Source organism: Psychrobacter sp. M4, from assembly GCF_055699795.1.
The window spans coordinates 176397-199016 of sequence record NZ_CM146740.1 but is presented as its reverse complement, the minus strand read 5'-3'; the positions used below and the strand labels follow the sequence as shown (position 1 = coordinate 199016).

Here is a 22620-nt window from a genome sequence, read left to right as displayed (position 1 = left end):
GATTATTTGGCTCGCCCAATACCCATATAATCCCCAACTAAGCTTTGTATCTGCGGGCGCGTCAGTGCGTTTTGTGCATCAAAAATAGGCTGAGCGGTCTTATTAATTTGGCTGATCTCCAAAGGATAATGTAGCGGCCAGCTCATAATAAATAAGGCCTGCGTACTATGAAGCTTGGTATAAGGATCATCAAGCAACTGCAATAATGGCTGCTCACTATATAAGCTATGTAGCTCAGCCTTGGCTTTATCGCTATAGATTAAGGTACGAATATTATAAGACCATAACAAAGCCAGCAAAGGATGGATAGCCGAACCAGCTGTACGACCGGACCCTGATTTATAACTGCCGCCCCAAATCATCACGGTTTTATTATCGATGAAGCCATCAAAATACTGCCAGAACTTACGAAATATCAGCTCTTTTTGATCCTCATTGATATGCTGGACCGCCTGCAGTAGGGGCATCTCTACGCGGCTGGCTTGCGCCGATTGCTCTAACTGCTGCAGCTCGCTGGGTAGCGTATTACCGCCAAAACCCCAGCCTGCTTTTAAGTAGCTGCTACCGACGCGCGCGTCCAGTCCCATAATATAACTGACTTCTTGGATATCAATATGATGACTGTCTGCCAATCGCGACAGCCCATTCATAAAGCTCACCCGCGTTGCCAGCATACTCATAATGCTACTGCGTGCAAACTCTATGGTAGCAATATCAGCGCAGTGAGAAGCACTAGCATGTTGCATCAAAGGCTGCAAAGGTCTTAGGTGCTGACGGCTACTATCGGCTGTCTTCTCGCCCAGCAGCCATAAAGACGGACTCAGCATAGAGCTATAAGCATCTCCGTCTTGCAAGAAAACAAAAGGCACGTAATAGACCCAAGCCCGCTTTAGACGCGTGGCAATATCTGCGACCTGTCCCAGTGCTTCAATACCACTCAATACTATAGGCAGCGTCTGCTCATCGCTGTAGTTAAAAGCGCTAATCCAACTGTCATCCTGCCAAGTTGACTTTATACTATCCAAAAACAACCAATAAAGAGCAACGGCTGTATCATCTTTTGTATGTTGTGCCGCTTTTATGGCGTCATCGTCTTGACTATCAGCTGCTGACGCTTTGTAAATTTGCAGTAGTTTATCCGCGCTATTAGGCAATGCTTGACTGACAATCTGCTGCTGCTGATCATACATCTGCCATAGTGCTTGCAGATGACGCTCAAAGCCGTATTGCTGGAGCTGCTGCGCAAGTACGTTCATATCAGCGTAGAGATGCACAGTTTGACCCAAACTTGCCAGTACTACAGCGCTGGTAATGGCTTCGATACCATGACCAACGATGACACAGACTTCTAATGTATCATTAATATTATCGGCATGGCTTGGAGTAACAGACATCTTATATCCTTTTTAATGGCAAGACATTTAGATTATAGATTTCAAAGTATCTTACAGAAATTCTATTTAAAGAATTTCTCTTGCGAAACTAAAATTGCAGTGCAATTTTTTAACGTTTCTCAGGATTAAAAAACCAGCCTACGATAGCTTATCATTAAACCTAAGACAACATTAAGACCAGCGTTTGATATGTTCTAATAATTGATTGGTTGAGGTATCAAATTGATCGCTAGCTTCTTGTTGCAGAGCCGCATATACCGACTCTGCCATCTGTTTGCCCATCTCAACTCCCCACTGATCAAATGGGTTAATATCCCAAATACTGGCCATGACGTAGACTTTATGCTCATAAAGAGCTATCAGTGCTCCTAAGCTCTGCGGGGTCAGCTCGTCAATAAGTATAGTCGTTGAGGGCTGATTGCCACGGTAGTGCTTGTATTTATCGGCATCCACAGTGATATTATTGTCCAAAATATCGTCGCCAACAGCGTCATTGCCAAAAGCCAGTACCCGGCTTTGCGCCAAACAATTGGCCAACGACAGCTCATGCTGCTGCTGCAATGAGGCATTGTGCTCTTTATCACTATAACGGTTCACACAGGCAATAAAGTCGCAAGAAACATGCTGCGTGCCTTGATGCAACAGCTGATAAAAGGCGTGCTGCGCGTTAGAACCAATCTCGCCCCAAAGAATCGGACAAGTATCGTAGTCGATATGATCGCCATGCTGGGTCACTGACTTACCGTTACTCTCCATCTCAAGCTGGGTCAAATAGCTTGGCAAATAGATCAAACGGCCATCATAGGGCAACACCGTATGCGCGTGCACTTGCAAAAAAGTGCTATTCCAAACTGCAATCAACCCTAAAAGTACTGGTAGATTTTGTCCAAAATCAGTTTGTGCAAAATGCTCATCCATACTATGGGCACCAGCCAATAGCGCTTTAAAGCTGGGCATGCCAATACGAATAGCAGTAGCCAGTCCAATCGCTGACCACAAAGAAAACCGGCCGCCAACCCAGTCCCAAAGCTGGAGCTGGTGCTCAGGATGGATGCCCCAAGCGCTCATTTTGTCACTATTGGCGGAGATACCAATAAAGTGGCGGCGCAGTACGCTGTCCTCAGTACCAGCAACTAATTTCGCCGTAGCTAGTAGCCACGACAGCGCGGTTTTAGCATTAGATAAAGTATCGATGGTACCAAAGGATTTGGAGGAGATAATAAATAAAGTGGTCTCAGGATTTAAATGCTTGAGCAAATTATCCAGCTGAGTGCCGTCCATATTGGAGACAAAATGCACCTCGATATCCGTATCTGCCCACTCATCAAGGGCAGTCGTTGCCATCAGTGGCCCCAAGTCTGAACCACCAACACCAATGTTGACCACATCGGTAATAGCTTTACCCGAAAATCCGCGCCAAGTACCAGTGCGTACGCGCTCAGATAAGCGTGCTACTTGCGCCAAACTCCGGTGTACATCAGCCACCACATTTTGCTCATCGACTTGCAGCTTAGCAGTCTCCGGTAGTCGTAGCGCTGTATGCAGCGCCGCGCGCTCCTCGCTGGTATTGACCATCGCTCCTTGCAGCAGCGCTTGAATACGTGCTGACAAATCACAGCTATCAGCTAAGCCTAACAAATGAGATAACACTGTCTCATCTAAACACTGCTTGCTAAAGTCCATATACAGCGCGCCGGACTCAACACTAAAATGTGTCGCGCGCGTCTCATCTTGCGCAAATAAGCTGGCCAGTGACCACCGCTTATCTGCTAGCTGCTGCAATTGCTGCCAATGCGCTGAGTGGCGAGCGCTGTTATAAGCTTTCATATTTTTTATAACGTCCATCAGCTACTCATTACCTCCTAGCTGCTGCTCGGCGAAATAGATAAACGCCTGCATATAAGAGCGCATGTCGCCTGCATCATAGCTGTCACCGCGCATAGTCGTGACATTGACCCCGTATTCGCTAATTAGAGCGTCAATAGCGTCGGTCAGCTGAATCTCACCGCCTACCGAGGCTGTCGTCTGCGCTAAATAATCAAAGATCTGATTGCTAAACACGTATCGACCTACCACGGCTAAATTAGAGGGCGCATCGTTTAAGCTGGGCTTTTCTACAAAGCCTGCCACTTTAAAGCTAGCATTTATGTTTTTATGATCAGTCTTGCTCTCACTATCGATAAGCTTAGCGATACCGTATTTATGCACGTCTTCATCTGCAACCGCATCTACCAGAATTTGTGAGTGTTTGTCCCTGCCAAAGGCATCGATCATAAACGCTAAGTTATCCGTGTGCATATCGGTAGTAAAGGGATCAAGCACCACATCGGGCAATAATACTGCAAAATCGTGCTCACCAATAATCGGACGCGCTGCCAATACTGCGTGACCTAAGCCTAGAGGCTTGCCCTGACGTATCATCGACACGCTCACATCTTCTGGTAGCCAGTTAAGACTATCGGCAAGCGCGTCTTTACCTTTATGACGCAGCTGATTATCTAATTCGGCATTGATATCGAAGTAGTTCTCAATCGCGCTTTTTTGCGCATGGCCGACCAAGACAATATGCTTGATACCAGCAGCGATCGCCTCTGCCACCACATAGTGAATAGCAGGACGATTGCCTAGTGGTAATAATTCTTTGGGAACAGACTTAGATAGCGGCAACATACGGGTGCCAAAGCCTGCGACAGGGATGACGGCGTGGGTGATGGTAGATGTGGACATAGTAGTAAATGAGTCTAGTAAAAAATAGTTTCCTTACTATAAATCAATAAACTCGATAATGCGTTGTAACCATTTATCATAATTGTAATTTTGTAGTACATGATCACTTGCGTAGCGCATCATTTCTGTCTGCTCTTTGGTATAGCCTTTAGCTAACTGCGCAAATAGTTCATCCGCTTGTTCTTTATTATCAATGACTTCGCACATCCCTTCAAAGCGCGTGCTGACTGCTAGGCTTGGATTGGTGACCGCTAAACGACCACAAGCCATGATTTCAATCAAACGACGAGAGAACATACTGGCAGAATCGGTTACCGTGTTAACGTTTAGGCAATGCGAATACTGCCTAAATAGCGCACCTGTCTGATTATAAGGTACGGCAGGCTTGATAGTCATATTAGGCAAGTCAGGATAACGATACACGTCTGATTTGCGGTCAGAGTTACGATCAACAATGGTGAGTCCATACGGGGAGGCCGCCGTAAATGCCATGTCCTGCCATTTTTGGCGAGCATTATGCACATGATGGCTGTAGCTGCCAACGAATAGGCTTTGATTATAATGAGGAGGGAGTGAGATAGGGTAATGAAACTTAGGCTGCACAGCAAAAGGTAGTACCCCTACTCGGACGTCTTTACCTAGTATCGACTGGTAGCGTTCGACACAGTTCTCATCAACTGTCAGAATATACTTAAATAAACTGGCCGAATTGATAAAGCGGTTAAAATGCGCCCCGTCTTCTTTATTCCAGAATACGGCTGGAATGTTATGCTTATCAGCAAGCTCTAAGAGTTTACGCAGTTCGACATTACTGCGTTCAGGGTAATCAGGGTAATTGGCTATCTTATAGCGCCACTTGTCTTTGTAACCGCGCCATGCCGATTCCACTAAGATAAAATCAGGCTTACGTCTTTTCCAAAGCTGATACTGAAGCTGCTGTTCAACGACTTTAAAAGCATCTGATTTATGCAAGGATTTGGAGGTTAACTCGTCACTGATTAGTGCTAACTTTAACAAAGTATGATCCTATGTCTTAAGTTTAAAAATTGAACACTTTGATGTTTGGGTAATGACAATGCTAACATCACTGTACAATAAAGATACTCGATGGAGTGTATCGTTATTTAGTATTCATCTAACAATAAAATTCTATACTAATAAGATGACCACTTTATCAATTATCAATCATCTCCTCAGTAGCACTTTTTAAACTTCTTCAATTTTCAATTTTAACTTTTAGTCCTTTCGGAGAGTCCTTTTGGATCGTCGTCAATTCAATCAAAAACTGTTTAAACTTACCATGTTATCGAGTATTGTCTATATGGAGTCTGCTTGCGCTATGTCTTCTAAACCTTCTTCTTCAAACTCCCAGCAGCTTTCAGTAAAACAGTTTGGTGCGACCGGAGATGGTAACACAGATGATAGCAAGGCAGTACAAGCGGCCTTTGATAGAGCTGCTACAAAGAAGCGATCTCTATTTTTCCCAGCTGGTACTTATCTACTCTCTGGTATTGATATCAAAGGGGTTTCCTTCTTCGGTGATCAGGCTTGCATCATGAGCAATCAGGATACTAAATATAGCGGGCTTATGTATGACAAATCAACTAATCCTATTGAGATATCGGATATTGTTTTTGATGGTAGTACGACTGTTGAGGTAAATAAAAAACACCAAGTTGCATTAAGGTTCACTAATAACCAGCAGGTTGAGTTAAATAATATAGACGCTCATAACTTCAAAAATAATGTCGCTATATTTGAACAAGAAACTAGACATAATATAGTAAGAGGTGGCGTCATCAAAGACTGTAAAAGTAATAATATTTACTCATTCAAGGGTCATTATAACCAGATATATGGTGTTACTTTTTCACGCTGCAAAGAACATGTCATAAGATTTGGACGCTTTAGCTCTGATAAGGACAAAGCATCAGGACGCTACAATATTGTTGACGCTTGTACATTTGAGCAGGTCGGCAATGATGCTATTCTTTTTGAGCTTAATTCAGGCAAAGGTATTGTCAAAGGCTGTATAGGTCATAATATTCGCTCGCTAGTAAAGGCGGAAACCTCATCGGAAGCTAAGCTACCTAAACAAAAGTCCCGTGACATTCATGTGTTAAATAACTACGTTGATCAAGCGATCGAAGAGAAAAGTGCCTGCATCAAACTAAACGGTGCCCAGAACTGCATGGTAGCCAACAATACTGTGATTGGGTTTTACGAAGGCATCTCTGCAGGCGCGGCTAGTATCATCGCTGATAATATTATTCGTGATACTGTGCATAAAGCGATACGTTGTAATGGCGATCATATGAGCATTAAAGGTAATCAAATTATTAATGCTGATTATGGTATCACTGCTAGTAGACCAGAGGTAAACTACTTAACAATTATAGATAATCACTTACAACACTGCCAAAAATATGCCATCTCATTAGCTTCATCTCACAACCTAATTAAAGATAATGTTATTACTAACTCCAAGGTCGCTATCAACCTTACCAAAGACGCAGAACATAATAAGATTTTCAACAATACAGGAACGGATAACGACGGTAACATCAAAAAAGGTCACGCTAGTAATACTTTTACTGGTAACTTCTAATCACTATTAACTTTATAAACAGCAATTTTATAAAAAATTTACGAGTATTTATTTATGCCAGTAGAAGCCCTGCCTATCAATGTGAAACTAAACTTAGAAAAAATCCGATACCATATAGATAATAAACTGTCGATAAAAGAAAAGATTGATCTGCCAAATGGCTACGCTATTAACCTATATATTGAAGATTATAGTCAGCCTTTACTATTTACCTTTGATAACCGTCATATTGCTGAACATATGGAGCAGACGACTTTTGAATGTAGACAAGGCTGGGGCTACGAATACGTGATAAATAAAGGCTGGAACATTTGTGCTTTTTTGGAATCTGACTATACCCGCTGGTATCGTCATCCCTTTTTTATTGCCCTAATGAGATGTATTGAGTCGAAAAATTTATTCCAAAACTATCCTTCAAAAAAGATAACTTATGGAAGCTCAATGGGAGGCTACGCAGCGGCTACCTTCGCAAAAGCTTTGTCTGCGGATACTAGTATATTATTCAACCCTTTTTCTACTCTTAATCATCGTCTTGCCCCTTGGGACACTAGGGAAGATTATGCTTGGTATAACAACTGGAACAGTGGGTATCACGATGCTGTTAAGGGCTGTCAAACCACGGACAACTACATTATCTATGATCCGACGTTTCAGTTAGATCACCTTCAAGCCAAGCGCTTTATGACTCACTGTACAAAGACCACTCAAATTAGAGTACCCGGAGTGGGTCATGGTATGCCTGGACATTTAGCGAAAATTAATGCTTTAGATTTAATCGTTAGTAGTATCGTCAGCGATAATTATCTAACGGCTAAACCAGAGATTTTTAATACCCTAAAAAAACGACGAGATTATATTGGCTATCATCGGTTTATGCTCAATCGTAATCCACAAATGACCAATGCTAGGAAGCAAATTGTCATGGAACACTGTTTGAATATGCTGCGTCATAAATATCATGAGCCTAGACATGCTTCTTTTTTTTATAGGGATGCTAGTGATCTTTATGCTCTTTATGATCGAAACATGGCTTTAAAATTTATAAAAAAGGCAGCCACGCTAAAGCCCGACTGCCCTAAAATAAATAAAAGATTGAATGATTTATTATCAAATGTTTAAGATATAGATACCTAAAAATATATCTAATAACTTTAACAAAAAATAATTAAATACAAGTTCACATATTCGCTATGCAATCTCTGGATAAGCTTCTTTTAATTTAGCCAATTGGTTTAAATCTCCAGCTCTCATATATGCTTGATAACTATTTTTCACTACAGTATCTGAGGTATCCAGCTCAAGTGCTCTATTAGCAAAAATAGATTCAATGCTAGTTCCTTCTTCAGCGATAGCACCAATGGTACGACTGGCTCTAATGAGCAGCACCGCTTTTGCGCGATCATTAAACCGGACATCGTTCTCTATAGCGGCAATCAAAGTCTCTACACCATAACGACGATACAAGCGTTTAAAATAAGTCTTTTGCTCCGTAACATCGTCAGCAGGCATAGACTCAGAATATTCTTTAATATTATTTAATATTTTCTGCTGCTGGTATTGTTCTTGATAGTTTTTTATATAGGCTTCAATTTGAGCGGCGTCTTTATAATTCTCGATTAATTGCTGCTTAATTAGTTCATACTGATCATGCGGTTCTATCGCTTGGTCTTTATAATAGTAGTGTAAATAAGCTAAGCACTCTAGAGCCTCGTTCATATTACCCAATTCAATATAAAGCAGTGCAGCTATACGATAAATACTTTCGTGTCGACTCAGATCAAAAGCTATATTTGGCAGATAGCTAAGTCTTTCACTTATTGATTTTTTGGCTAATTCGCGACCTGCTTTTAACAAGTTGTAAGCTTTAACTCTTGGATTACTGTCATTGTTCTGTTGATTTAAATAGGTAATCAATCCATAGACACCTAATTTTTGATAGCATCCTAAAATATTAGAAGATTCCATTTGTATTCTCAGTATTTACTAATTATTAGGTTGATTCAGATTTTGCATCTTGTTATAAAAGTCAGAACCAAAATATGTATCTAACTCTTCCTTATTTAAGGATGGAAGGCTCTTTAAACTATTCATCATAATTTCAAGTTTTTCCTGTTTTTTTCCTAACCTAGTATCTTGGCTATAGTGTCTTGACCAGTAAAAACCAATTTCCCTAGAGTCTAGTGTCACTCTATTTACTTTGTCCATATTCATATGCGCAGTATTTTTTGCTGAAAAATAGATCTTCTCATCTTTGTGACTATAACGACCAACGTTCATGAAACCTATATTTATTTTGGGCTTATAAATTTCTGCACAATGTATAAAATTATTATTTTCATCAAAAATTCCTACTACTCCTAAACCTATAGATATATAAAAACCTTCAAAACAACTATTTAGGTATTGTTTCATAATTTTAAAATATTTTAGAGATACACAATCATCATCGTCTAGTACGAATCTTCCTATAAACTTATCCTCTTTTATAGATTTTAGGTCGAAATGTTCAATTGCTATTTTATTTATCTTTCTTTCAGGTTTACCAGTTTCGTCATATACATTAAGTTTTATGAAGCTGTATTTTCTTTCTAAACCTTTCAAAATTGAAATATATTTAGTTGGAAGACAATCAGAATAATCAATGACATGTAGGAAATCATAATCTTCAACAGCTTTTTCTAAAAGCGGAAGAGTAATATTACTCAAAAGGTTTATTCGAAAATTTAGCCTTTACTCTTCGAATAATTCGTTTTTATACTTATTAATGCCATCAATATCTCTTGATATATTCCATCCGTTAGAATTAGGAATAAATAAACTAAAACGAGTTATAGCAATAAACATTCAAAGTTCCTAATATTTTTCTAAAGATTAAAATTTAACGTTATATAGTAATATAATTAACCAATATTTCTAATTGTAGTAGATTTAATAACTAGAAAAGACCTGAGGTTATTACAGCTGATACATTAACACCATCTCTTCCGTGACTAAATTTATTATTCTTAATAGCTGCTACTAGAGCTTTCTCAGTATTATAAAGAAACTCTGAACCCCAGAACTCTTGAACAAATTCACTTTGGCAAGCTAGCTTAAAATCTTTAAAGATATATTCCATACAACTGATATTTTTATCTATCAACTGATTCTGATCAATATGTTGAGGTAGCTTCGAAATATAGCTATCTCCTGCTTTTACATTTAATTCTCGACTCAAACACAAAATGTTTTCAATGTTAATGTTCTTAGGGCTCTTCTCTACAAAGTCATAAGGCATAAGTAATAATTCATTAGTAACGTTAATTAAATCATACATAATCTGTGCCGACTGTATTTTATCTTTACTACAAACAGCCATAACACAGTCTAAATATTTTGAACTCAGAGGAGTAAAACATACAGTGTATTGAGGAATCATTCCGCCGTGAAATCTATTTCTAAACTTAGTATAATGTAAAGTTAGCTTTTCATTAGATTTATTATTTATTTGCTTACTTATATATTGCATGCTTTCTAATATATTGTTCTTATATTCATTCCCTAAAAATCCATATTTAAAATTCTTTGTAAACTGGCCTGTATATAATTCAAACCTATGTTTTGAATAGTTTTTTGCATTAGCACTATAATAAGGGCTATAATTACCCCCACCTGCACCATTCAACTTTACTATATAGGGATTCATATTGTTCACAGGAAAATATATAGGATGATAGTTACCTAAATTAATATGCTTCCAAAGATCATAACTTTCTTTTACATCTAGTAGTTCATCTTCATTAGGTATACTAGACTGCAAATTATAATTATAGAAACCTGTAATTTCTTTAGCAATATCATAATCTGTTTTATCTCCACGTGAGACTCTGCTTACTAATTTTTGATTATTAGGCCTTTTATTTAGTACTTTATCATTTGCTAAATGCGTTAAAGAAAATATAGCTCTAGAGTCAATACCACCTGTCAAATCTTGGTTTATAACAACTTCTTCATTTTTTACTAAAGTTAGGTATCTTGATGTCCATATTTCAAAATACTTATGTATTATTTCTTCATAATTATTAAAATGGCTTAATAACGTATTTTCACATTCATTTATTGAAAAATAATTATCATTTATACTTAGATATGTATTAACAGGTAATAGTTTTATCTCATTTACAGGTGTTTTAAATGAAGTTAACTGCTGATTAAAGTTTTTATTAAGTACCATTGCATTTATTTGGGCACAATTAGGAGTATACTTTAGACCTTTTTCCTTCATCAACTCCACAATTAGATTTATTGAATTAGATACAATCCATATTTTTTCGTAGGGGTTATGATAATAAAATATTTTTTTATAACCAGAGTAATCTGCACCAAATAAATAATTACATCCACTTTTACGCATTAGTACGTAACAACCGTCTTCATCAAAATTAATTCTGTTTCCTTTCACTACTTCATAATTTTTTGCACCTTCAAAACCATAGATATAGTCATGTTCAATAAAACAGTAACCTTGAAAGAAAAAATCTGGATTTTCATTAAAATTAGAAAATATAAAAACTCTATTATCTATCATTTTTCAGATCCTTTAATATGAACATTATAGTTGATTACAATAGGCTGGTTCGCCTGTCTGTTTAAAGAAATATTATGGCCACCAATTTTATCATTCCAATCAATTACTAGATTACGCCCTGAAGTCGTCACACTATTTTCGCTTAAAATAACACTAGAAAAACCGTTAAAACTAAATAGCGTAGCAAATGAACCAGTATTGACTTGCTCTAAACTAAAATTAAGTGAATCTGTGGGTAAGAACTCGCGTTCTGCAGGTGAAAACCAACCTTGTAACCTCGGTTCTTCTACTCCGCGCATTACATTAGAGCCTTCAGCTCCACTCAGTAGACTCGTAACATGTAGCTTAGTATTATCATCTAACTTAGCATGATAAATGTTATCAGACTTGACAAGCTCAATTTTTGAATCAAAATTAAACCATTGCTTTACGTCATGTACACCATCCAAATTATCTTTAAACCAATCAAATACGATTAGCCATTGATTAGGCATATATATTAAGACTCTTGCATGTCTGATGCTTTTATTATGCTTACATTCAGTCTCGATGACCGTGAGACCGTTTGGATACTGCTTAAATCTCTTAGTTGCGCTTCCGTAGGGCTTTATACCCTTACGTAAATGATCACTATTATCAAACTCAAGCGTATTATGTGCACGGGTAGACTCACAATATAATCGGTTAGGATGAGTATACCAATACCCTTGCTGCCATAAATCAGATCCCATTTCAGCCTTTCCAATATAGCCATATCGACCAGCATCTATCAGAATATTATGTCCACGGTCGTACCAGATAAAGCTAAGGTCATCAGCATGTTTATGGGTGCGCGAATGAAAAGCAGCCGTTTGCGCAAGATAACTATATTGCTCATAACTTGTATTCTTAGAAGAATCGTTACTGCGTACAACGAAATAGCCGGCTTCTTCAAATACTTTCAGACTATCATCGCCTAACTTACCTATCTCTCCATTCGTCGTTACAAACTTCATCATAGGAGTTTGCCATTTTTTTTCAGCAGCTGAGCTTTTCACACGCATTAAACGCCAATCAGAGTCACCAAAATTAGCAATACGTTGATTTGGTAATATAAACCAAGATAGCGCTTCTTCAATCTTATAAGTGAATGACAAAATATCATCATCTGTTATTAACTCTGCTTTTAATACACCAATTAATGTATCGTAGACCATACGATGATAATCTGGAGAGTGCTCCCGATGGACACCTTCTTCTGTAAACTGCTGGTTTAACATGATCTTAAATCGCGATATGCCTTGCTCTAATGCCAGCGCCATAATGGGAGACGTGTCTTTAAATCGTCTTCCCATAGCGATTTGTCCAGCAGCTTGATAATAACCATGGTTATTATGGAAAGTGATATTACTATCTAGATTTAGATAAACTTGATGAGCTAAAAGACCACTCCAAAGCTTTTTACTAATCAAATCGTCATTTTTTATTTCTCGTCTATATTCATCGTATATATATGCCAGTCTATAAGCCCTTAACCCTACTGCCATATCGTACCAAGCGAAATCAGTACTATTTTGATAATCAATAGGAGCATCAGCCTCCATATCTACATAACGCTCTATCCAATCTAAAGCTATATCTAATGCAGGTTTAAAAAGTTTATATTCTGGTGCTTTTTTATAAGCATACAACAATGTATCAATCATATCCCATGAATGGATGTAAAAGTTCCATGAACGCTCGTCTTGAGAGTTGAGTGCCCACGGAATTGGATCATTTATATTTATGAGAGGATAGTTTCTCCGTGACCAGCCCTTATCAAGAATCTCATAGGCTTCTAAAACAGCTTCTTCTTTTGATTTTTTTTTACTCGTCAAATTTTCATAAGGAATTTTCATAAGGCGTTGTCTCTAGTATAGTTATGAAGTAGCAGTATTCATAATACCACCAATTACTAAAGATGCCTTCTCAGCAGTGCGCTGCCAAGTACGTTCATTTTCCACAAATATACGACCCGCTTCGCCATAACCTGACCATTTCTCTGGATGATCGAGCAAATATTGCAGCTGTGCTACTAAGTCCTCTACATTACCACGCTCAAAGATACGCCCATTCACATCATGGGTTATCATCTCTGTCAGAGCTTTATTGCTTGATACCAGTACCGCCTTTTTCATTGATAGCGCCTCTAGGGTTTTCATAGGTGGCACTATCTCACATACCGGCCAAGCCTTACGAGGAAAAGGTGCAATATCAATCAAGGAATAATAGCTTTCAACCTCTTCAAACGGTATCCGTCCCGGCATAATCAGCCAATCTTTAAAGCCTGTCTCTCCGGCTATTTGTTCTATTTGTTGGACGATACTGCCTTTACTTTGCCCTGTAGCGTCCTCATTACCGACTATTAAGAGTCTAAACTCATAGCCTAACTGTTTTAGTTTAGAGCAAGCCACAGCAAGATCATCAAGCCCTTCATAACTTACCAAGGTACCAACGTAGCCGATGACAGGCACATCCAAAGGTATATCAAGCTTATCTGCCAATTCTGCATCTTTTGGAATAGGGTCAAAACGTTCAACATTGCATGAGTTCGGCAATAGAGTAATACGATCTTGAGTGTGAACTCCTCTTGACTCTAGTTCATCTATCATTCCTTGAGTTAAGGTAAAAATATGATCAGCATACTCTGCAACTACAGCCTCTAGACGTTTTTCTACCTCAAACATAGGGTCTTGTGCAAACTCAGGGTACTTGGAGAGTCGTGTTATCTCCCAAAAGCCACGTATCTCATAGATAAAGGGAATACCTAGCTCGCGAGCAGCAAACATAGCAGGCAGACCATCTAAATGATTGGACGCTGCAATAATCAAAGCTGGTCTATCGACTTCAAAAGCCTGTTTATAGCTCTCTACGGCTTTTAATATATATTCATAGTTTGAATAGTCACGACGCGAAGGTGATAGTAGACGCTTATAGATGACATCATCTATACGATCAGCAGGCAGCACTTCTTCGACTTTGATGTCGCTAATGTCATGCGGATACCCAGGTCGTGTCATGGCATAGATATCTAATCCTTGAGCATTTAGCGCAGTCAGCAGACCATGCCCGCGGGTAGCGTAACCGCCACTCGAATAAGGTAAGCTATTATGGATCACATAACAGATCTTACCTTCAGTGGGTTCGTATGCTAACGCTTGCCTACGGTCAGGAACTTGATCAGCTAAAGTAATGAGATGCTCAGGCGTTGACCACAGCAGTTTACGTTGTCTTGATGTTGGGTTATCTCCTGCAATCATACGTAAAAGCGCAATAACTTCTTCTAATTTGTCATACTCAAGTGTGCGCTGATAAGCAAAATAAACGTTACGTAATGTACTTTCACTCTTATCAAGCTCATAAGCATAAGATGCTAGCAAATTAGTATCATGTCTAAAATCTTCTGGACGCGAGTCCCTATAATTACGTACAACTTTAGCTGCTTGTAGAGCAAGATTTGCTTTAACTTTATTACTCAGAACCTCATTATCCAGTAGCTTTACAACTTCATTGGCATTAGATTTCTCTAGTATAGAAACAATTTGGTCTTCAGCATATTTGACGTTTGACACTTTCTTATTTTTTTGATCTGAATTGACACGTCTTTCACTCTTAGCCGTTAAACTATTTATCGTCCTACTACCCGTATCAATTTTTTGAAGTTGTTGTTTAAGCATAGATAATAAGTTTTCTTCAAGTTTACTTATAGTCTTATCTTCAACCTGATACCTATTTTGCAGTTTTTTGATTGCATTATCAGCTTCTGCAATACTACCATTGTTTATACAGATACCTGCATGAGCCATTACGGTATATCTATCTTCACTCAACAATACTGCAATTTTACTTAAGACTTGTAGACTATCTTTTTTGAAACCTTGTTTCTTTGCATAATTTATAAGTTGAACGTATAAACGAGATTTTTTTCTATTATCCAAATCTAGGTATTTTCTTTCAAAAAAGGTAATTAAGCTAGAAATCTCATCTCTTAGTAGAAGATCTAAACCCTCTTCGAAAAACTCCTCGTCTGATATCTCCAAAAGTCTTTGCTGTACCGTCTCTAGTAATATTGGATCAAACAATCTTTCTTCTTTAATTGAAGTTTTATTGTCATACTTATCTAAATAAAAAAATTTTACTGAGATATTAAGACTAGTTGGAATAGATTTGAAGCGAAAATCACCTTCTAACCCATAACCGGACTTCTCAACAAGTATTTCATCAATATATAAATAGAACGCATAACTTAAGTCATCTATTTTTTCAGAGGTCGCAGTAATAAAACCATCTTTTTCACTGATAGTTCTTATTAGCTTCTCTGTCTGCATCTCAAAACCCTTAGTTTGCGATTCTGCTTCTTTCATACTTGTACCTAATATAATACGTAGTCGTTCAAATATACAATGAATAGATGTTTGAGATAAGGGTAACTTATATTGTTTTACAAATTTAGCTTGAGTTTATAACCTTAATTACCAATTAAAAAATCACTTAGTGTATCTCTAGTTTTTCTTTAACAATACTTTCTAAAAGATCAAAGGCTTCTTTATTTTCTTCTTGAGAATACTTACATTTAGCTCTTATATACTTAGAAATATTATACCCATACCTTTTATCGACAATACTATTTACGTAAAGCTTCAACACTCCAGCTTTAAGCATAGTTTGTAAAACCATATGAGTACCATGCTCTATAGGCAACAATTCTGGATGCGGATAAGCTAAAGAAATATATTCGTTTATAAACTTTGAATCAGTTTCTATAGCCGAGTCATATACAATGTAAACTTTTTTGCTAGTAGCTGGTATAGCACCAAAACTCTTGTGATTAAACTTCAAATTTTTAAACTTAGCTCTGCCAATAGAAGGATGAGCAGAGTTTTTTGGAGAAGCTGCAATAATAGTAGCATCTATACAACCTCCAAAATATAAAGTACAGTAACCACCTAAAGAAGCTCCATAAGCATATACATCTTTGTCAGCTATAACTGGTTTTACTGCTTCATGAAACTCTTCTAAACTTAAACTCTGATATTGAGTATCATTATCTTGTGCCACTGATATCAAGTTCCAGTTATTTACCATAGCAATACTCAAACCAAAGGGTATTGTTTTCTTAGTGGTTTTTGTACCATTAAAAGTGACAAAAGTAATGTTTGAGTTACGATCATAATAAGTTATTTTATAATCTTCCTTTTCTTTTATGACCTTACCTCTGACCTTCTCTAACGAGATGTCTTTTGCATTGAAAAGATACAGGTCAGTCTCATATTTGACTATTGTATTATCATCTTTCTTGAAAAAGAACCTTATACTAAAAATACCACTACTAAACTTATCTTTGAAAGTATATTCACTCTTCTTCTCGTAAAATTTCTTTTCTACAACTACATTATTCTTTTTAAGATAAAAAGCAACCAGTCCCTTATATTCAGTACTTGCAACTATATTTCCATTCTTATCTACAGAAATGTTCGAATTATACATAACAGTCCTTCAAAATTGTAAAGATAGTACTTATAAGTCTTCTAATATAAATAGCGTACTTCAAAATAGCTCTATTACTAGCGTAGACAATTATTAACTTCTAGCAAACTTGGTAATGTTAGTTATATAAGGATACTGTGAGTACAAAATTATTTTTTAAACTTCTTTTTTTAAAGAGTAATACAAATTTTTCTTTAATTGAAACATGATATTTAATTATCTATATTTTTTTGTAATTTAGGAAACTTTGCTACTACTTTATTATTGACTAGATTTAGTATAGGCTCTTCTGAAAAATCCTTATCTAATTTAAATCGAGTTAGTATAATTGAACGTTTTTTTAAAATAGTAGATATCCTAATGGTAGAAGTTGGTTCATATTTAAGGTAACTTTTAGATATCCAACCAATTAAACTACTTCCTGAATCATACCCTTTATAATAATAGTAATTGACTGCTTTATCTGAAGATTCCGAGGTAATTTTCATACTTTTACCTTTAGAGTTACTAACTATAACTTTGTTTTCGCCAATAAAAACCTCAGTATCTGTATCAAAATGCCACCACTGACTTACTTTCCTTGGTAGGCTTATCTTTTTATTAATAATAGTATCAATGACATAAAGATCCACACCTGGTTTATAAACTATAGTTCTTTCATGAACATATTTATTTTCCTTATGCTCCGCCCTACTTTTTAGTATCCAGAAATCATCAATGCACTGGGGTTGACTAAGTATGGCATTTCCATAAGCGTTTTCTTTACTACGAGACGTACTTTTGCCATCAATTTCAACCGTATTATGAGCACGTGTACTTAAAAAATACTTTCGATATTTATCCCTTTGGTAACTATACTTGCCAGAATCAATTAATAAGTCTACGCCATCTTCCTGCAAAATAAATGACAGATCATCAGAATGTTTATGAGCTAAACTATAAAAGGATCCTTGAAAAAATAAGAAAGAAGATTTTTCCAATGGGACTTCCTTTATAGATCTAATGACCGCATAGCCATCAACTTGAGCTCCAATATAGTTACCTGATTTAGTATGATGAGGCCATTTCTCTAACGGTGCGAGGTTGCTTTTAGGTTTGCTAGTAGCTGAATCTCCAACAGGTACACAAGTATCATTTGGAAAAACTAACCATGATCTAGCGTACTGACCCAACTCAAGAAAATCTAGGGTTTCTTTACCAAGATCAGACCACCAAATAGTCTTTATCATTTTGGTTATTTTTCTATGAGCGAAGAAATGGTAATCTGGTGAATGCTCTGTATGTACACCATATGATCCTAACTGTGAAGCTATCAGCTCTGCCATTTGCTCATTTGCATAAATTTTCTTTTTTTCTACGTTATAGGCGCCTTTACTATAATTGTTAAGTAGGTAAGTCAAACTTTTTAGACCATGCAACTGGAATAGTCCGTGATTACCCGTATTTAGCTCTCTTGGATTGCTCAAATGCCGCAGATGTTCATGCAATAAATAATCAAGAGACTTGATCTTGTGGTCTATACCCATATCAGAGCATTTTTTTAGGTAAAAGCATATTTTCAAAGCCCTTAAACCCGTAGACATGTCGTACCAAAGCCACTTATCTTTATGAGTTTTTTCAAAAGCCACCCAATCATTGATAACCTTAGAAGCATAATTCAGGTCTTTTGTATTACCCCGACTAAGGTAGCCATCTAGCATACGCCAAGCGTGTAGCTGAAACATCCAGTTTCTATCCTTAAATGGATCATCTAACCAACCTATCGGGAAAGTTAGCTTATAGGGAATGTTATCACCTCTTGGCTGAAAGCCTTTTTTTTCATATTTCGTAATAGCATCAGACTGAGAATTTACTATCTCGCAGTCAGTCAACGTTATAGAGTCCAATGAGTTTTTAGAAAACTCATATTTAAAATTGTCTTTGATTGATATAGGGAATAATTTGACTTTTTTTATTTCAGAGTTGTTTTTGTCGCGAAAAAATACCTTGACTGCTAGTTCATTAGTTTTACTTCTTTTAAAATAAAATACGTGTTCGCTGTTATTTCTATAACCACTTTTACTAGAAACTTTACTATCAAGGTATAAATAACATGCACATTCTACTCGCTCAAAGTCTGTTGAGATACTTACCTTGACTCTAAACCCATCATAAGTAGCTTTTACTTTGGCAGATTCACTTATTGAAGTGATATGATCTAGATCTGTTTGTGTTTCCATCGTTTATCTCGATATTAGTTATGAGCAACTAATTTTAGCTGATTACTAATGATTTCAGTCGTCTTGATCCAGTTTCTTTCTGCCTCTACCCAGACTCTTCCGTTCTCACCCAAAGTTTGTCTTAGACCTTTGTTATCTATTAACAACTGCAATTTATCTGCCAGATCACTAATATTACCTTTCTCAAATACCAGTCCAGTCTTCTCCTCAACCACCATCTCTTTTAGCGCTTGGACACTAGAGACTAACACAGCTTTTTTCATAGCTAGTGCCTCTAGAGGCTTCATTGGTGACACCAGCTCACATACGGGCTGAGGCTTACGAGGGAAAGGGGCAATATCTATAAGCGAGTAGTAACTCTCGACTTCCTCAAACGGTATTCGTCCGGGCATTATTAGCCAGTCATTGAAGCCATAGGTCGTTGCAAGCTCGCCAATTTTGGCAGTGATAGGGCCAACCTCTTGACCTGATGCATTTTCATTACCTACTAGTAATAGTCTAAATGGCACACCTTTTAATTTAAGAATGGCGCATGCTTCTGCTAAATCGTCGAGACCTTCGTATTGTACAAAAGTACCTATATAGCCAATGACTGGGACATCACTTGGTATATTTAGTTTCTCTACCAGCTCCATATCACGCTCTTGTGGAATAAGGCTCTCTGGAGAACAAGAATTAGGCACTAACGAAATACTGTCTTCTTCAACCCCTCTTCTTATCAACTCGTTGATCATAGGATTGGTCAAGGTAAAGACATGAGTAGCATGTTTTGCAGCCAAGGTTTCAAGCAGTACCTGTACTGTATAAGCAGGTTTCTTTTCAAACTCTGGCTCACGTGAAACCCTTGTAATCTCCCATAGGCCACGGACTTCATAATAAAATGGAATACCTAGTCGTTTTGCAGCTATCAGGCTAGGAATAGCGGTAATATGGTTGGACGCTGCTATGACGTACTTGGGACGATATTCTATGAATCTTTTCTCAAGAATGTCTGCCGCCTCCAGCATATAATCGTAAGGAGTCTTGCCTCTACGTGAAGTTGATAGCGAGCGTACGTATTTATGACCCTCTATAACTTCAGTTTCAGGTACGTCCTCAGCACTAAGATCATCCTTTATGTCAATAGGAAACCCTGGTCGATTAATGTTAATGACTTCAAAACCATGGCTTTTTAACCCTTCAGCTATTCCAAAGGCTCTGGTAGCATAGCCACCAGAAGAATAAGGAAAGCTATTATGTAGGACATAAGCGATTCTATTAGGAATACTCTCTATCGTATGCTTAGGTTCATTAGGAATGTGGTTTTCGATGAGTAAGCTATAGGCAGGAGATTTGTATATTTTTTCTAGCAATGTCTGTTGTTGTGGGTCTGATGACTGCTCTAAAATAGGAATAAGCTTTTGTAAAATTATAGCTGTTTTTCCAAAATCTTGGCTCTTTTGAAAAGCCCATAGACAAGCTCTCAAAGTTTTCTCACTCTGATCAATCTTTAAAGCTTCTTCACAGAAGTATATTTCTAACTTTCTGTCATGCGCTGATAAAGCTTTTGATATCTTAATTAACAAAAAAGCTCTATCAGATTTTCCCATGTGGTATGAGTTTGCTTTTATAAACTGTAACAGTTTTTCTTTATCATACTTAAGGTAAAACTCTAAAACTAAGTCACTAAAATTAGCAGATTTATAATCTAGTAGCCCATTCTCATAGACGGGATCATAGCCTTCTAGATTTCCTATACTTTTCTCAGACGAAAGAGTAGTCAGCTTTTGCTGAAACAAATCTGCTAACTCAAAATATTCTTGGTCATCTGTTCTTTGTCCTTCTTGAAGAAGCTTTTTAATGACAACTTCTAGTTGTTCTGCATCTCTTAGATGATAATTACTCCAAGCATAAGCTTTTAAATTTCTTTTGTTAACACTCAATTCAACAGACAGTTTCATCAATGTTCTATACAAGTTGGGATCGTGATCCTTCACTGTAAGCGCATTGTTGTAAACCATATTAGACTTTTTTCTTGCTGAAATATCGTACCATTCCAGAAATTCTGTAATACCTAACAATCCACGCTTTTCGTAGATTTTAATGAGCAATTTATCAGGTGAGCTGGTTCTAAGAAATTTTCCATAATCTAGCTTTGGTTTTTTCTGAGCTCGTCGACTCTTCGCATCTTGTCTTAGATTATATAGTTTCCAAGGCAGTATTAATGCGCCTTCAACAGTTTTTGCATCGATTAGAGCTTTGCCTAATTGATAAGATATAGTCTGATACTCACCTTTAGTTGTCTCTTTATTCTTCATTTGTATTACTCTTCAGTCTAGTATGATTTTCTTTAAATAATACCAACAGCGTCTATCACTTTTATATCATTTGGTAGACTTTCTTTTTTAAACTCATCATGAGCCACTAAAATAGCTACAATATCAGCTTTGTCTGTAGCTTCTTTCAACGTTGCAAGCTTACCTGATTCCAAGCCTTTAGGTAGCTTATCAATATTCGGCTCAACCAGTAAAACAGTAGCAGATGCGTTAGTGAGCATTTTCTTAGCAATATTAACTGCAGGGCTCTCACGTAGATCATCAATGTTAGGTTTGAATGCTAAGCCTAATAGCGCCACTGTTGGTTTCTCAATGCCTTCAGACTTAAGCTTTGCCACTTCAGTGTTGATCTTTTCAATCACCCATTCAGGTTTATAGTCATTGATCTCACGAGCCGAACGGATTATTCTTGCCTCATCAGGGTTTTTATTGACGATAAACCAAGGATCAACGGCGATACAGTGACCACCGACACCAGCTCCAGGCTGTAGAATATTGACGCGCGGATGATGATTGGCAAGCTCGATCAGCTCCCACACATTGATATTGAGCTTATCGGAGATCATAGACAGCTCGTTAGCAAAAGCGATGTTGACGTCACGAAAAGCATTTTCAGTCAATTTTGCCATCTCGGCAGTACGTGAGTTAGTCTCTAACAGCTCGCCGGTGACGAACCGACGATACACTTCTTTAGCTTTTAATGTAGATTGTTTGGTCATACCACCGATGACGCGATCGTTGACGATGAGTTCCTCTACTACTTTACCGGGTAGTACACGCTCAGGACAGTAAGCGATGAATATATCGGCCTCAGTATCTGGTTCATCATACTTAGGGAAAGTCAGGTCTGAACGTGCATCAGCGAGCCATTCAACCATCTGTTCGGTAGCCCCTACTGGCGAGGTTGATTCCAAGATGACTACATCGCCCTTTTCTAGTAGAGGAGCTAACGCTTTGCTAACAGATTGGATATAGGATAGATCAGGAGTATGGTCGTCACCTTTAAACGGTGTTGGTACGGCGATTAAGTAAGCGTCTGAGTGTACTGGTTTTAGGCTGGCTTTAAGCTTACCATTATCGACAGCCTTTTTAACTATCGCTTCTAAACCCGGCTCAACGATATGAATTCTGCCTTGATTAATAGTATCAACGGCGTGTTGATTAACATCGACTCCCGTGACATTGGCACCATGATGCGCAAACATCGCTGCAGTAGGCAGACCGATATACCCCAAACCAAACACACAAATATTTTCCATCTTAATCTCACTTACTCAATATCTAG

The 22620-nt window shown here is 37.6% G+C and carries 15 protein-coding genes; 2 read left to right on the top strand and 13 right to left on the bottom strand.

Going from position 1 to position 22620, the window contains the following annotated elements:
• Positions 1–2: 2 nt before the first annotated feature.
• From ACR63N_RS00825 to ACR63N_RS00810, 4 genes are all read right to left on the bottom strand, one after another.
• Positions 3–1394 (bottom strand): UDP-glucose/GDP-mannose dehydrogenase family protein, encoded by a 1392-nt coding sequence (locus ACR63N_RS00825; protein ID WP_472782327.1) that lies wholly within the window; start codon positions 1392–1394, stop codon positions 3–5.
• Positions 1395–1565: 171 nt separating this feature from the next.
• Complete coding sequence (pgi, locus tag ACR63N_RS00820; RefSeq protein ID WP_472782326.1) at positions 1566–3239, bottom strand: glucose-6-phosphate isomerase; 1674 nt, start codon at positions 3237–3239, stop codon at positions 1566–1568.
• A 3-nt stretch (positions 3240–3242) separates the two neighbouring features.
• Positions 3243–4121: a UTP--glucose-1-phosphate uridylyltransferase gene (locus ACR63N_RS00815; protein ID WP_472782325.1), complete on the bottom strand. Its 879-nt coding sequence runs from the start codon at positions 4119–4121 to the stop codon at positions 3243–3245.
• Between the two features lie 36 nt (positions 4122–4157).
• Positions 4158–5138: a CgeB family protein gene (locus ACR63N_RS00810; RefSeq protein ID WP_472782324.1), complete on the bottom strand. Its 981-nt coding sequence runs from the start codon at positions 5136–5138 to the stop codon at positions 4158–4160.
• 241 nt (positions 5139–5379) lie between these two features.
• On the opposite strand from ACR63N_RS00810, the gene ACR63N_RS00805 reads away from it, so the two are divergent.
• Positions 5380–6729, top strand: coding sequence for a glycosyl hydrolase family 28-related protein (locus tag ACR63N_RS00805; protein ID WP_472782323.1), 1350 nt, complete (start codon positions 5380–5382; stop codon positions 6727–6729).
• Between the two features lie 54 nt (positions 6730–6783).
• Positions 6784–7848 carry a hypothetical protein gene (locus ACR63N_RS00800; RefSeq protein WP_472782322.1) on the top strand — a complete coding sequence of 355 codons (1065 nt, stop codon included), beginning with the start codon at positions 6784–6786 and terminating at the stop codon, positions 7846–7848.
• Between the two features lie 69 nt (positions 7849–7917).
• On the opposite strand, the gene ACR63N_RS00795 is transcribed toward ACR63N_RS00800, so the two are convergent.
• The 9 genes from ACR63N_RS00795 to wecC form a co-directional block, all read right to left on the bottom strand.
• Positions 7918–8694, bottom strand: coding sequence for a hypothetical protein (locus ACR63N_RS00795; protein WP_472782321.1), 777 nt, complete (start codon positions 8692–8694; stop codon positions 7918–7920).
• Between the two features lie 18 nt (positions 8695–8712).
• The gene (locus ACR63N_RS00790) at positions 8713–9435 is read right to left on the bottom strand and encodes a glycosyltransferase (RefSeq protein ID WP_472782320.1); all 723 of its coding nucleotides are present in this window, start codon (positions 9433–9435) and stop codon (positions 8713–8715) included.
• 229 nt (positions 9436–9664) lie between these two features.
• The gene (locus ACR63N_RS00785) at positions 9665–11296 is read right to left on the bottom strand and encodes a hypothetical protein (RefSeq protein WP_472782319.1); all 1632 of its coding nucleotides are present in this window, start codon (positions 11294–11296) and stop codon (positions 9665–9667) included.
• Entirely contained in the window at positions 11293–13173 is a 1881-nt protein-coding gene (locus ACR63N_RS00780) for a heparinase II/III domain-containing protein (RefSeq protein WP_472782318.1), read from the bottom strand. Before ACR63N_RS00780 ends, ACR63N_RS00785 begins: the two co-directional genes overlap by 4 nt.
• Positions 13174–13194: 21 nt before the next feature.
• Positions 13195–15678 (bottom strand): glycosyltransferase family 4 protein, encoded by a 2484-nt coding sequence (locus ACR63N_RS00775; protein ID WP_472782317.1) that lies wholly within the window; start codon positions 15676–15678, stop codon positions 13195–13197.
• A 127-nt stretch (positions 15679–15805) separates the two neighbouring features.
• Positions 15806–16801 (bottom strand): hypothetical protein, encoded by a 996-nt coding sequence (locus ACR63N_RS00770; protein WP_367104941.1) that lies wholly within the window; start codon positions 16799–16801, stop codon positions 15806–15808.
• Between the two features lie 212 nt (positions 16802–17013).
• Entirely contained in the window at positions 17014–19020 is a 2007-nt protein-coding gene (locus tag ACR63N_RS00765; RefSeq protein ID WP_472782316.1) for a heparinase II/III family protein, read from the bottom strand.
• A 14-nt stretch (positions 19021–19034) separates the two neighbouring features.
• Positions 19035–21317: a glycosyltransferase family 4 protein gene (locus ACR63N_RS00760; RefSeq protein ID WP_472782315.1), complete on the bottom strand. Its 2283-nt coding sequence runs from the start codon at positions 21315–21317 to the stop codon at positions 19035–19037.
• Positions 21318–21349: 32 nt separating this feature from the next.
• A complete protein-coding gene (gene wecC, locus ACR63N_RS00755; protein ID WP_472782314.1) occupies positions 21350–22594 on the bottom strand; it encodes a UDP-N-acetyl-D-mannosamine dehydrogenase in 1245 nt (414 codons plus the stop codon).
• Between the last annotated feature and the right edge of the window lie 26 nt (positions 22595–22620).

Excerpts from the sequence above, each read along its gene's own strand:
- ACR63N_RS00825 (WP_472782327.1), bottom strand. The coding sequence starts at position 1,394 with ATGTCTGTTACTCCAAGCCATGCCGATAATATTAATGATACATTAGAA.
- pgi (WP_472782326.1), bottom strand. The coding sequence starts at position 3,239 with ATGGACGTTATAAAAAATATGAAAGCTTATAACAGCGCTCGCCACTCA.
- ACR63N_RS00815 (WP_472782325.1), bottom strand. The coding sequence starts at position 4,121 with ATGTCCACATCTACCATCACCCACGCCGTCATCCCTGTCGCAGGCTTT.
- ACR63N_RS00800 (WP_472782322.1), top strand. The coding sequence starts at position 6,784 with ATGCCAGTAGAAGCCCTGCCTATCAATGTGAAACTAAACTTAGAAAAA.
- ACR63N_RS00795 (WP_472782321.1), bottom strand. The coding sequence starts at position 8,694 with ATGGAATCTTCTAATATTTTAGGATGCTATCAAAAATTAGGTGTCTAT.
- ACR63N_RS00785 (WP_472782319.1), bottom strand. The coding sequence starts at position 11,296 with ATGATAGATAATAGAGTTTTTATATTTTCTAATTTTAATGAAAATCCA.
- ACR63N_RS00780 (WP_472782318.1), bottom strand. The coding sequence starts at position 13,173 with ATGAAAATTCCTTATGAAAATTTGACGAGTAAAAAAAAATCAAAAGAA.
- ACR63N_RS00775 (WP_472782317.1), bottom strand. The coding sequence starts at position 15,678 with ATGAAAGAAGCAGAATCGCAAACTAAGGGTTTTGAGATGCAGACAGAG.
- ACR63N_RS00770 (WP_367104941.1), bottom strand. The coding sequence starts at position 16,801 with ATGTATAATTCGAACATTTCTGTAGATAAGAATGGAAATATAGTTGCA.
- ACR63N_RS00765 (WP_472782316.1), bottom strand. The coding sequence starts at position 19,020 with ATGGAAACACAAACAGATCTAGATCATATCACTTCAATAAGTGAATCT.
- ACR63N_RS00760 (WP_472782315.1), bottom strand. The coding sequence starts at position 21,317 with ATGAAGAATAAAGAGACAACTAAAGGTGAGTATCAGACTATATCTTAT.
- wecC (WP_472782314.1), bottom strand. The coding sequence starts at position 22,594 with ATGGAAAATATTTGTGTGTTTGGTTTGGGGTATATCGGTCTGCCTACT.